The following is a 12,558-nucleotide window of genomic DNA, read 5'->3' as shown; positions in this document are numbered from 1 at the left end:
CCGTCTCATGTCCCAAGCAGGTGCCGTCCAGGGTTCGAGTGTAAGAATCCTTATTTACCTTCTGTTCGCGATCCAGCTGGTCTCTATGGGCGCGATGGAAATGAGCGGGCCGTTCTGGCCCGTGCACCTGCGCGGGCTGGCCGCCTCGGAGTCGGTATTCAGCTTCGCCAGCATCGCCGTGTACGTCGGGCCGATGCTGGGCATCATGCTGACCAGCGCATTCTGGGGCCGTATCGGCGATCGCTACGGCCACAAATGGATGATGATCCGCGCACTCGCGGGGTTGTCCTTGACCCAGCTGGGGCTAGCGCTTTTCAGTGACATATGGGTAATCCTGGTCCTGCGTTTTCTGCAGGGCGCATTTGCCGGCTACATCGCCCCCGCGCAGGCTTACGGGGTCAGTATCGAAGCCCCGTCGCGACGGGCCCGGTTGTTTGCGATCCTGCAAATATCGACCAATGTGGGCTCACTGTTGGGTGCGGTCGTTGGCGGCATGATCCTCGATTACGCGACGTTTTTCTGGATCAACATCGTCGCCTCGGTGCTATGCGCCCTCTGTACCGTAATAGCCGCCGTGACGTTACCGGATGTGCCCCCGGTGCAAAAAACCCCGACGGTCAGCGCCAGCACTCCAGCCGCAGGCACCGGCCGCGTGTGGCGCGGTTCTCCGCTGCTGTCGCTGCTGTGCGTCATGGGGATTTTGCTGCTGGCACGCATGCTGCCGCAGACGTCATTCTCGCTGTACGTCAGCTCGACGTTCGAGGTCAGCAACTCAGTGGTCGGCCTGTGCTACGGGCTGCTGGCGCTGGGCTTCATCCTGACGGCGACGGCATGGTCGCGCTACTTCGAGCATCGCTCGCAACAAGAAACGCTGCAACGCATCACCTACATCGTCATGGGCTGCATCGCATTGACCGCCGTGGCAGGCGTTACGCGCAATCCCGTGGTATTTATCGTCGCCTACTTCATTTGGGGGGTACTGCTGGGAGCGACCACCCCCGTGCTGATGGCATTGATCTCGAAAACCGCCGACAGCTCGCGGCAAGGCTACGTTCTGGGCATTGCGCAAAGTACCGCGCAATTCGCCTCGATTGCCGGCATTTCCATCGGTGGCTTGCTGAGCCAGGTCTACGGCCTGCAATACACCTATCTTTTCGTGTGCCTGGCCTATGCAGTGGCGCTGATACCCATGCTTGCGTTGCGGTACTGGTCGGTGGCCGCGCCCTCCAATCGCATTGCGGGCAGCGACTGAACAAGGAGTTGTGTTTTGAACGTTGAACAACTGCGCGCTGACACTCCGGGTGTCGAGCAACTGATCCATTTCAATAATGCCGGTGCAGCGCTGATGCCTGACCCGGTTATCCAGGTCATGACCAGGCACCTGCAACGGGAAGCCCGCATCGGCGGGTATGAAGCGGCCGCCCAATGCGTGCCTGAACTGGAGAATGTCTACGGCGCCATCGGACGCCTGATCAATGCACGCCCCGATGAAATCGCGGTGGTCGAAAACGCCACCCGAGCCTGGGACATGGCCTTCTATTCACTGGCGCTGAAGCCCGGTGACGTCGTGCTGACATCAATGACCGAATACGCCGGCAACTACATCCCGTACCTGCAATTGAGGCAGCAGCGCGGGATCGAGATCCGGGTACTTCCCAACGATGAACAGGGCCAGGTGTGCCTGGTGGCCTTGGCGGCAATGCTCGAAGACGAGCACGTCGCGCTGGTATCGCTGCCGATGATCGCCACCAACGGTGGGCCGGTACAACCCGTCGAACAGATCGGCGCCCTCGCCCGGGCGGCGGGTGTGTTGTTCTTGCTGGACGCTTGCCAGGGGGTGGGGCAGGTGCCGATCGATGTGCAAAAAATCGGCTGCCACATGCTCGCCGCCACCAGTCGAAAATACCTGCGCGGCCCCAGGGGCATGGGGTTCCTGTACGTCGAGCAGTCCCTGTGCCAGCGCCTGGAGCCGGCGTTTCTTGACCTGCATGCGGCCTCGTTGCTCACGGCGGATAGCTTTAAAATTCGCACGGATGCCCGACGCTTTGAAAATTGGGAGTGCAACGTCGCGGCCAAGCTGGGCCTGGGTGCGGCAGTGGAGTATGCGTTGGCGCAGGGCATCAAACCGATGTGGCAGCGCATCCAGCACCTGGCGGGCTACTTGCGCCACCGAATGACCGAAGTAGCGGATATCACCCCGCAGGACCTGGGCCGTGTAAAGTCCGGCATCGTCACCTTCAGTCACCGGCACAACAGCGCCGCGCAGGCTCAACAGTGGCTCGCGGCGCAACCCAAACGCATCAACGTGAGCACCTCGACGGCGGGCTCGACCCTGCTCGACATGCAGCATCGGGGCTTGCTTGAAGTCAGCCGTGCGTCACTTCACGCCTACAACACCGAAGCTGAAATCGACACACTGATTGACGCCTTGATACGCCTGTCATACGCCTGATCACGGGATACGATCGCGCTTGCGCTCAAGTCGGTTTGTCAATTAGCATTGGGAATACTTCTCAATTACAAACAAACCTGCCGCCATGAGCGAAACCTCCTCCGCGAATCACCTCAATCACCTGCGCGCCATCGAGGCCCTGTACAGCGGGCATCACGGCTGGCTGTACGCCACGCTGAAGAGAAAACTGGGGAACGCCATGGACGCGGCGGATCTGGCGCAGGACACCTTCACCCGGATCCTGGCCTCACACATCACGGTGATCGACCAGCCACGGGCTTACTTGAGCTGCGTGGCCAAGGGCATTCTGATCAACTGGTACCAGCGCAAGGCACTGGAACGCGCCTACCTGGATGCACTGGCGAACGTGCCCACCCACGAAGCGCCGTCGCCCGAGGCACACTTCGTGGTGCTGGAAACCCTGTACGAAATCGACGCCATGCTCGATACCCTTGCGCCGCAGGTCAAACGCGCCTTCCTGCTGTCGCAGATCAACGGCCTCAAGTACGACGACATCGCCGAGCAATTGGGTGTATCGCTGATCACCGTCAAGCGCTACATGAAGCAGGCCTTCATACAATGCCTGATGCTGGTGGAGTGAATGCTCGGCCTGCGCAAGGAACCGCCCCTGGCCCCTCAGGTACTCGAAGAAGCCGCCGAGTGGCTGATGCGCTTGAGCGAGCGCGAATTGAGCGAACACGAACGCGCCGAATGGGAACGCTGGAAGGTCAGCAGCCCCGAGCATGATCGCGCGTGGTCGCGTGCGCAATTGCTGCAGAGCAAGTTAGGCGGCCTGCCGCCCTCCCTGGCGATGTCGGCGCTGGACCGGCCGAACAGCCCGGAGCGTCGCGCGGCCTTGGGCAAGCTGGCGATCCTGCTGGCGGTGATGCCTGTGGGTTGGGGAAGTTGGAAGCTGGCGCAATCGCAGCAATGGTCAGCGGACTACCGCACCGACGTTGGCCAGCGCCGCGAACTGACCCTGGCCGATGGCTCGCGTATCACCCTGAACACCGAAACCGCCATCGACGTAGTGTTCGACGACCGCCAACGGCTTATTCACCTGCGCGAAGGCGAAATCCTGGTGCAGACCGCCGTGGACACGGCCACCCTGCCCCGACCTTTCCTGATCAGCACTCGCCAGGGGCGCATGCAGGCGCTGGGTACACGCTTTACCGTTCGGGAATTGAGCCCACGCACTCACCTCGCGGTGCTCGACGGCGCGGTGAGCGTGATATTGGCCGATAACCGCCAGACCCCGCCGCTGATCGTCAACGCCGGGCAGCGCACAGACTTCTCCTCACAGACCTTTGGCAGCCTGACGCCCACGGATCGCGACATTGGCTCATGGACCCGAGGCATGTTAATGGCTGACAAGATGCGCCTGGCCGATTTCGTCGCGGAACTGACGCGCTACCGCAGAGGCTTCCTACGCTGTGATCCCTCGATCGCCGACCTGCGCATTTCCGGGGCCTTTCCAATCAGTGATACCGATCGCACCTTGAACATGCTGGTACACACCTACCCCGTGCTGGCGAGCAGCCATTTGCGCGGTTATTGGGTCACCCTGTCTCCTGCCTGATCTCGCGTAAAAATAAACTGCAGCCGGGGTGATACTTTTTTCGATTTCGGCTGGCAAAGGTAGGAACAGCCTTTTCCTCTCGTCCACTGGGTCATCCTTTCATGCTCGTAGCACGGCCCCAGCGTCCGGCTCGTCCGTTCAAACCGATGGTGCGTGGCGTATTGCTCAGCCTGTTGCTGGCCGGTGCCGTGTGCCTGCAGGCCTTGGCGGGTGCGCCAGCACCATTGGACTCGGTCGCTCTGCGTGCCTACCACATTGCCCCAGGCCCACTCGGCGCGACGCTCTCAAACGTTGCCGTGGACGCCGACATTGCCCTGTCATTCCAGCCGTCGATCACCGAAGGCCTGGTCAGCCCTGAGCTACGCGGGACCTACTCGACACAAGAAGCCGTCACGCGCTTGCTCGAAGGCAGTGGCCTGGAGATGGTGTTACGCAGCGATGGCAGCTACACCCTGGCACTGCGCAGGGTGACGCTATCGGCTACCACGGTGGATGCTCCAGAAAAGCATACCGATAGCCTGCCGCCGGTGTATCCGGGCGGCCAGGTGGCCGAGGGCGGGCGTCTCGGCCTGCTCGGCAATACGGATGTGATGGACGCCCCCTTCAGCCTCAGCACCTATACCGCCTCATTGATCAAAGACCAACAGGCGACCACCGTGGGCGACGTGCTGGAACGCGACGCCTCAGTCCGCTCCACCGGCCAGACGGGGGGCATAGTCGATTCATTCTTCATCCGCGGCTTTCCGGTGGGCGAAGGCAACCTCGGGGAACTGGCGTTCGACGGGGTGTACGGCGTGGCCTCCAATTACCGGGTGTTCACCGACTACGCCGAGCGCATCGAAGTGGTCAAAGGCCCCGGCGCCCTCCTCTACGGCATGTCACCCAACAGCGCCGTCGGTGGCGTGATCAACGTAGTCCCCAAGCGCTCCCTGGACGATGACCTGACTCGGGTCACTGCCAGTTATGCCCAAGACCTACAATTGGGCACCCACATCGACCTGAGTCGACGGTTTGGCGAGGACCGTCGATTCGGCGTGCGCGTCAATGGCAGTGTGCAGCAGGGTGACACCGTGATCGACGAGCAATCACGGGACATCGGTGTAAGTGCCATCTCCCTGGATTACCAGGGAGATCGCCTGCGCACCAGCCTGGACCTGATCGCCCAGAAAGAGCAATTTGACGCGGCCTCACGGCCTTTTCTGATCGATCCTGGGGTACCTATTCCCCACGCCGCCAACGGGCGGACCAACGTCAGCCAGGATTGGGGCTGGTCCAAAACCCGCGATGAATCGGCATTGCTGGGTGGCGAGTATGACGTGAGTGACACACTGACTTTGTTCGCCCATGCCGGCGGTGGGAAGTCGAACGTGGCACGCCTGTCCGACCAGACCCCGACCATCATCAACGCCGCCGGTGACACCTCGTCGATCCCCGGCTATTACACATTCAAGGTCCGGCGCTACACGGTCGACACCGGCGCGCGACTGCGCTTCGACACCGGGCCGATCAGCCACAACACCACGCTGCAAGTCACCCGCTATCGCGATGAGTTGTCGCGCGGCATCATTTCCGGCTCGCCGGTGCTGTCGAACATTTACCACCCGATCGCGCGACCCGAGGTTGATATTGCCACGCCTGCAACGCCAAAAGTCTCGGCGACCGAATTGTCCGGCGTCGCGGTTGCCGACACCTTGTCGATGCTCGATCAGCGCCTGCAGGTGACTGCCGGCCTGCGCAAACAGACCATCCGTTCCAACAACTACAACGAGGCAGGTGCGGTGACCACCGCTTACGACGACGGCAAGACTACGCCGCTGTTCGGGGTAGTTGTCAGGCCTTGGGATCATGTGTCGTTCTACTACAACTACCTCGAAGGCTTGAGCAAAGGCGATATCGCCCCAGCCACGGCCTCGAACGCAGGCCAGATCTTTGCCCCCTACGTCTCACGCCAGCATGAGGTCGGGGTCAAGCTCGACTACGGCACGGTCATGTCCACACTCGCGCTGTTCCAGATCACCAAACCCAGCGGCGAGCTGTCAGGCACAACCTTTTCGGTACAAGGCGAACAGCGTAACCGGGGCCTGGAGCTGAACGTGTCCGGCGAGGCCAGCCCGGGCACGCGCCTGCTCGGCGGCGTGATGCTGTTGGATGCGCAACTGACCGAAACCGGGGTTACGGCCAACCGGGGCAATCGGCCGGTGGGGGTGCCCAAGGTTCAAGCCAACCTCTGGGCCGAGTGGGACGTGCCCTGGGTCGAGGGGCTGACGCTGACCAGCGGCGCGCTTTACACCGGCAGCCAATACGTGGACCAGGCCAACACCCAACAGCTGGATCCCTGGACCCGCTTCGACGTGGGTGTGCGCTACAGCACGCGCATCGTCCAGCGGCCGACAACCTTCCGCGCCACGGTACAGAACGTGTTCGACCGTGAATATTGGTCGGGCGTCGCCTCGTATGGTGCGTTCTCTCAAGGCTCGCCACGCACCCTTCTACTGTCGACCACGGTCGATTTCTGAAACCTTCGGCCCGGCACGCTGACCCGCCACCCGGCCCGACCACTGCAAAGGCTTTAACCATGGTTACCATTGTTCGACGCAGCCACGCCTTCGCCGCGCTGCTGTTTGCTGGTTTGTTGGGGTGGGCGCTGCAGTCGACGGCGGCCGAGCCGGATACGACGCGCAGCACCGTCACTGATTTGCTTGGGCGCCAGGTCAAGGTGCACCTGCCGGTGCGGCGGGTCATTCTGGGGGAAGGCCGCCAGCTGTACCTGGTCGCCGCGCTGGATACGCAAAACCCCATCGAACGTATCGTTGGCTGGCGCAAGGACTTGATCCAGTCCGACCCGGACACCTATGGCGCTTACCTGCAAAAATTCCCCGCCATCGCCAACATCCCCACCTTTGGCGGTTTTGAAGACGGCACCTTCGACATCGAGCAGGCCATCTCCCAGCACCCTGACGTGATCATTCTCAATATCGAGGCCCAGCACGCTACCGAGGATGCCCGTTATATCGAGAAACTCGACGCCCTGGGGATTGCGGTGGTGTACGTCGACTTTCGCAACCATCCGATGCAAAACACCGAGCCCACCATGCGCCTGTTCGGCCAACTGTTTGGCAAAGAGGCGCGGGCCGAGGCCTTTATCGACTTTCGCAACCAGCAGATTCGCCGAGTCACCGACGTGATCAACGCGCAGCAGCCTTCTCGACCCGCCGTATTCATCGAGCGCATAGGTGGCTACACCGACGATTGCTGCCTGAGTTTCGGCAATGAAAACTTTGGTCTTTTCGTCGATATGGCGGGTGGCAACAATATCGCCAGAAACGTCATCCCCAGCACCTTCGGCCAGTTGAACCCCGAGCAGGTGATCGTCGCCAACCCGGAACAGGTGGTGATCACCAGTGCCAACTGGGAAGCGTTTGCCCCCGGTGGCCATTGGGTCGGTGTGGGTCCCGGCGCCGACATGGCGCAAGCCCGGCGCAAATTGGCCTGGTACACCCACCGCCCGGCCTATGCCGGCATCAAGGCGCAAGATAACCAGGCGTTCCATGCGATCTGGCATCAGTTCTACAACAGCCCTTATCAGTTCGTGGCCATCCAGCAGTTGGCCAAGTGGTTCCATCCGACACTGTTTGCCGACCTGGACCCCGAAGCCTCGTTTCGCGAGTTGCACGAGCGATTCCTGCCCGTGCCCTATGAGCCGGGTTACTTCGTGAGCCTCAAGCCATGAGCACCGTGACCCAACGTGACACCTACCGTCACCTGATCCTGCGCAAACGCCTGATCCTCGGCGGCCTGGTCCTGCTGTTGCTGTGCAGTGTGCTGCTTGACCTGGCCCTGGGGCCAGCAAGCTACAGCTTCAGCGAAGTGCTCGGTGCGCTATTGGCGCCCGACACTGCGCCGGCGCAGGTTCGCGTGGTGATGTGGGATATCCGCCTGCCGATCGCCCTGATGGCGGTTGCAGTCGGCGCGGCATTGTCACTGGCCGGGGCACAGATGCAGACCATCCTCAATAACCCGCTGGCCAGCCCCTTCACCCTGGGCATTTCCGCCGCCGCCAGTTTTGGCGCCGCCATGGGCCTGGCGTTTGGCGTGGCCCTGTTTCCGTTGGCGGCGCAGTACATGGTGCCGGTGAACGCGTTCATCATGGCCATGCTCTCGGCGCTGCTGATTCACTTCCTGAGCATGCGTCGCGGGGTCACCGCTGAAACCATCGTGCTGCTGGGTATCGCCCTGGTGTTCACGTTCAACGCGTTATTGGCCCTGGTGCAGTTTTTCGCCACCGAGCAAGCCGTGGCGGCCGTGGTGTTCTGGACCATGGGCAGCCTGACCAAAGCCACCTGGCCCAAACTTGGGGTGATCTGCCTGGTAATCGTGATCACCCTGCCTATCTTTGCCAAACGCGCCTGGGCCATGACCGCGCTGCGACTGGGTGACGACAAGGCGGCCAGTTTCGGCATCAACGTGCGCAGCCTGCGCTTTCAAACGCTGATCATGGTCAGCCTGCTCGCCTCGTTCCCCGTGGCCTTTGTCGGCACCATCGGCTTTATCGGGCTGGTCGGCCCGCATATTGCGCGGATGTTGATCGGCGAGGATCAGCGCTTCTTCCTGCCGGCCTCACTGCTGACCGGCGCACTGATTCTGTCCGCCAGTTCGGTGGTGAGCAAAACCCTGATCCCGGGCGCGATCTTCCCGATCGGGGTGGTCACCTCATTGATCGGCGTGCCGTTCTTCATATCTCTGATCCTCAGCGGGAAGAAAAACTCATGGTGACGATTCAGCTGGAAGACCTGGGTGCCCGCTACGGTGAGCGCACGATCATCCGTGGCGTTACCACCGCCACGTTCACCGGCGGTCAAGTGGTCGCGGTGGTGGGGCCCAATGCCGCAGGCAAGTCCACGCTGTTCAAGCGCATGGCCGGGCTGATCGACGGACCTGGGCAGGTGATCCTGCAAGACGCGAAAAAGGGTAAGCAGGGCATTTGCTACATGCCCCAGGGCTTGAATGCCAGTGCGCGGTTGACGGTCTACGAGTCGGTGCTCCTGGCCCGCAAGCAATTGTCACCGCAATGGACCGTCCACGATGACGAACTGAACCTGGTGGACGAAATGCTCGACGCCCTTGGCATCAGCGACTTGTCCTTTCGCAACCTGGGTGAACTCAGCGGCGGCCAGCAGCAACTGGTGTCCATCGCCCAGACATTGGTGCGCGAACCGGAAATCCTGCTGATGGACGAGCCCACCAGCGCCCTCGATATGCATCGCCAGGTGCAAGTGTTGAACTTCATGGGCGCATTGGCCCGCAAACAGCAGGTCATCGTGTTCATCGCCCTGCATGACCTGAACCAGGCATTGCGCTTTGCCGACCAGGTCTTGGTGATTGCCGACGGCACCGCACAGGGCAGCGGCGCGAGTCATGAGGTGATCACCGAACGCATGCTGCGCGAGGTGTACCAGGTTGAGGCGCGGATTGAGCAGTGCAGTCAGGGACAACGACATATTTTGATCGACGGCATTACTTGACGGCGTATCCAACGCTAACCATCTGCAGAACGGCGAGCGGGTGTGCGAAGGCCATCCCCATCAGTCAACGGATAAGGCTGTGCCAGCGGTGTACTTAAAAACCGTGGCGGGCGTTGGGATCGCCGAGCTGAATCCCAGGCACAAAAAAGCCCGCTCAATGAGCGGGCTTTCTGTGGTGACCTGGCGTTCAGCGTTCCAGGTAACCGAATATGGCGCAGCGGACGGGACTCGAACCCGCGACCCCCGGCGTGACAGGCCGGTATTCTAACCGACTGAACTACCGCTGCGCGTAACACATGAAGCGAATGGTGGGTGATGACGGGATCGAACCGCCGACCCTCTGCTTGTAAGGCAGATGCTCTCCCAGCTGAGCTAATCACCCTTCGTTTCGGTGTGGCGCGCATTCTACGGAGCGACCTAAGGTCTGGCAAGCACTTTCTTAAATCTTTTTTTTCAGCCCTTCCAATGGCTTAGGCAGGGTTGGCCTCAGCCGCTATCAAGACAATAATGCCCCCCTTTGTATAAAGGAGAGACTCACCCCATGTGGTTCAAGAACCTGCTTATCTATCGCCTGACCCAAGATCTGCCTGTTGATGCCGAGGCGTTGGAAACTGCAATGGCCACCAAACTGGCGCGCCCTTGTGCAAGCCAGGAGTTGACCACTTACGGTTTCGTCGCGCCTTTCGGTAAAGGCGAAGACGCTCCCCTGGTCCACGTCAGCGGTGACTTCCTGCTGATCGCTGCGCGCAAGGAAGAACGCATCCTGCCGGGTAGCGTGGTGCGTGACGCACTGAAAGAGAAAGTCGAAGAGATCGAAGCCGAGCAAATGCGCAAGGTCTATAAAAAGGAACGGGACCAGATCAAGGATGAAATCATCCAGGCCTTCCTGCCGCGTGCGTTTATCCGTCGCTCGTCGACCTTCGCCGCAATCGCGCCGAAACAAGGCCTGATCCTCGTCAACTCGGCCAGCCCGAAACGCGCCGAAGACCTGCTGTCGACCCTGCGCGAAGTGATCGGCACCCTGCCGGTGCGTCCACTCACCGTGAAAACCGCGCCAACCGCGATCATGACCGACTGGGTCACCACCCAGAAACCGGCCGATGACTTCTTCGTCCTCGACGAATGCGAACTGCGCGACACCCACGAAGACGGCGGCATCGTGCGCTGCAAGCGCCAGGACCTGACCGGCGAAGAAATCCAGCTGCACCTGACCACCGGCAAAGTGGTGACCCAACTGTCGCTGGCCTGGCAGGACAAGCTGTCCTTCATGCTCGACGACAAGATGACCGTCAAGCGCCTGAAGTTCGAAGACCTGCTGCAGGACCAGGCTGAACAGGACGGCGGCGAAGAAGCCCTGGGCCAACTGGACGCCAGCTTTACCCTGATGATGCTGACCTTCGGCGAATTCCTGCCGGCGCTGATCGAAGCCCTGGGCGGCGAAGAGACCCCACAGGGCATCTAAACCTTGTGAAGATCACATTGTGGGAGGGGGCTAGCTCCCTCCCACATTTGATCGCATAGCGATTCAAAAACCGCACAAAAAAGGACCTCCCCATGCGCGCACTCGCCACCTTGAGCCGCTTCGTCGGCAATACCTTCGCCTATTGGGTGCTGATCTTTGCCGTGCTGGCCTTCGTCGAACCCGGCTGGTTCATCGGCCTGAAAAGCGCCATCGTCCCGCTGCTGGGCCTGGTGATGTTCGGCATGGGGCTGACCCTCAAACTCGAAGACTTCGCCGAAGTCGCCCGCCATCCGTGGCGCGTGGCCCTGGGCGTGGTCGCGCACTTTGTGATCATGCCGGGCGTGGCTTGGTTGCTGTGCCAGGCCTTCAACCTGCCGCCCGAAATTGCCGTCGGCGTGATCCTGGTCGGCTGCTGCCCAAGCGGCACCTCGTCGAACGTGATGACCTGGCTGGCCCGTGGCGACTTGGCGCTGTCGGTGGCCATCGCCGCCGTCACCACCCTCCTCGCCCCGCTGCTGACCCCGGCGCTGATCTGGCTGCTGGCTTCGGCCTGGCTGCCGGTGTCGTTCATGGAGTTGTTCTGGTCGATCCTGCAAGTGGTGCTGTTGCCGATCGTGCTCGGCGTCGTCGCACAACGGCTGCTCGGCGAGCGGGTCCGCCATGCGGTGGAGGTGCTGCCGCTGGTGTCGGTGGTCAGCATCGTGATCATCGTCGCCGCCGTGGTGGCCGCCAGCCAGGCGAAGATCGCCGAGTCGGGCCTGCTGATCATGGCCGTGGTGATGCTGCACAACAGCTTCGGTTACGTGCTGGGCTACTTCACCGGCCGCCTGTTCAAGCTGCCGTTGGCGCAACGCAAGTCGCTGGCGTTGGAAGTGGGCATGCAGAACTCCGGGCTCGGCGCTGCCTTGGCCAGCGCGCATTTTTCACCGCTGGCTGCGGTGCCGAGTGCGCTGTTCAGCGTCTGGCACAATATTTCCGGGGCGCTGCTGTCGACGTACTTTCGCCGCATGAGTGAAAAGGAAGACCGCCGCGCACTGGAGAACACCGCGAAAACTTGATCGACCGATCAATCTTCGGCACTCTACCGAGCGCTGCGGGGACGACCCCGCGACGCTATCGCGTACACATCAGGGGACGACCCCGCTTTTATAGAGGAAGGTCATCATGTCCTGGATCATTCTGTTTTTCGCCGGGCTGTTTGAAGTCGGCTGGGCCGTCGGTTTGAAGTACACCGACGGTTTCAGCAAGCCACTGCCCACCGCCCTGACGATTGCCGCCATGGCCATCAGCCTCGGCCTGCTGGGGCTGGCCATGAAGGAATTGCCGCTGGGCACCGCCTACGCCATCTGGACCGGCGTGGGTGCAGTGGGCACGGTGATCGCCGGGATTATCCTGTTTGGGGAATCCATGGCGTTGTTCCGGCTGGCCAGTGTGGCGTTGATCATTTGCGGGCTTGTGGGGCTTAAGATCAGCGCTTAGGCCGCTACCGCCATCGGGGGCAAGCCCCCTCCCACATTTGACCGAGTTGTTCTGACGAGCGCGG

At 61.5% G+C, this 12,558-nt stretch carries 11 protein-coding genes and 2 tRNA genes; 11 read left to right on the top strand and 2 right to left on the bottom strand.

What is annotated here, in order from left to right; all coding sequences use genetic code 11:
* The first annotated feature begins 7 nt into the window (after nucleotides 1-7).
* The 8 genes from ACP7CJ_RS04590 (at nucleotide 8) to ACP7CJ_RS04555 (ending at nucleotide 9,553) form a co-directional block, all read left to right on the top strand.
* Complete coding sequence (locus ACP7CJ_RS04590; RefSeq protein WP_426099371.1) at nucleotides 8-1,252, top strand: MFS transporter; 1,245 nt, start codon at nucleotides 8-10, stop codon at nucleotides 1,250-1,252.
* Between the two features lie 15 nt (nucleotides 1,253-1,267).
* Nucleotides 1,268-2,452, top strand: coding sequence for an aminotransferase class V-fold PLP-dependent enzyme (locus ACP7CJ_RS04585; protein WP_426099372.1), 1,185 nt, complete (start codon nucleotides 1,268-1,270; stop codon nucleotides 2,450-2,452).
* Between the two features lie 85 nt (nucleotides 2,453-2,537).
* Entirely contained in the window at nucleotides 2,538-3,053 is a 516-nt protein-coding gene (locus ACP7CJ_RS04580) for a sigma-70 family RNA polymerase sigma factor (RefSeq protein WP_276197291.1), read from the top strand.
* Entirely contained in the window at nucleotides 3,054-4,031 is a 978-nt protein-coding gene (locus ACP7CJ_RS04575) for a FecR domain-containing protein (protein WP_276197290.1), read from the top strand.
* Between the two features lie 101 nt (nucleotides 4,032-4,132).
* Nucleotides 4,133-6,547, top strand: a complete 2,415-nt coding sequence (locus tag ACP7CJ_RS04570) for a TonB-dependent siderophore receptor (RefSeq protein ID WP_426099373.1) — start codon at nucleotides 4,133-4,135, stop codon at nucleotides 6,545-6,547.
* A gap of 59 nt (nucleotides 6,548-6,606) precedes the next feature.
* Complete coding sequence (locus ACP7CJ_RS04565) at nucleotides 6,607-7,761, top strand: ABC transporter substrate-binding protein (protein WP_426099375.1); 1,155 nt, start codon at nucleotides 6,607-6,609, stop codon at nucleotides 7,759-7,761.
* The gene (locus ACP7CJ_RS04560; RefSeq protein ID WP_276197287.1) at nucleotides 7,758-8,804 is read left to right on the top strand and encodes a FecCD family ABC transporter permease; all 1,047 of its coding nucleotides are present in this window, start codon (nucleotides 7,758-7,760) and stop codon (nucleotides 8,802-8,804) included. Before ACP7CJ_RS04565 ends, ACP7CJ_RS04560 begins: the two co-directional genes overlap by 4 nt.
* Entirely contained in the window at nucleotides 8,798-9,553 is a 756-nt protein-coding gene (locus ACP7CJ_RS04555; protein ID WP_276197286.1) for an ABC transporter ATP-binding protein, read from the top strand. Before ACP7CJ_RS04560 ends, ACP7CJ_RS04555 begins: the two co-directional genes overlap by 7 nt.
* 210 nt (nucleotides 9,554-9,763) lie before the next feature.
* On the opposite strand, the gene ACP7CJ_RS04550 is transcribed toward ACP7CJ_RS04555, so the two are convergent.
* A tRNA-Asp gene (locus ACP7CJ_RS04550) sits at nucleotides 9,764-9,840 on the bottom strand.
* 19 nt (nucleotides 9,841-9,859) lie between these two features.
* Nucleotides 9,860-9,935 (bottom strand) — tRNA-Val (locus ACP7CJ_RS04545).
* A 159-nt stretch (nucleotides 9,936-10,094) separates the two neighbouring features.
* Here ACP7CJ_RS04545 and rdgC point away from each other — a divergent pair.
* From rdgC to sugE, 3 genes are all read left to right on the top strand, one after another.
* A complete protein-coding gene (gene rdgC / locus ACP7CJ_RS04540; RefSeq protein WP_276197285.1) occupies nucleotides 10,095-11,015 on the top strand; it encodes a recombination-associated protein RdgC in 921 nt (306 codons plus the stop codon).
* 92 nt (nucleotides 11,016-11,107) lie between these two features.
* On the top strand, nucleotides 11,108-12,073 hold the full coding sequence (locus tag ACP7CJ_RS04535) for a bile acid:sodium symporter family protein (RefSeq protein WP_276197284.1): 966 nt from the start codon (nucleotides 11,108-11,110) through the stop codon (nucleotides 12,071-12,073).
* Nucleotides 12,074-12,179: 106 nt separating this feature from the next.
* Nucleotides 12,180-12,494 (top strand): quaternary ammonium compound efflux SMR transporter SugE, encoded by a 315-nt coding sequence (sugE, locus tag ACP7CJ_RS04530; RefSeq protein ID WP_017136389.1) that lies wholly within the window; start codon nucleotides 12,180-12,182, stop codon nucleotides 12,492-12,494.
* Nucleotides 12,495-12,558 lie beyond the last annotated feature (64 nt).

Source organism: Pseudomonas sp. PSPC3-2, from assembly GCF_049897085.1.
Lineage (GTDB): Bacteria > Pseudomonadota > Gammaproteobacteria > Pseudomonadales > Pseudomonadaceae > Aquipseudomonas > Aquipseudomonas paraveronii.
Note: the sequence above shows the minus strand (reverse complement) of the source record. Positions and strands in the feature narration are given on the sequence as shown.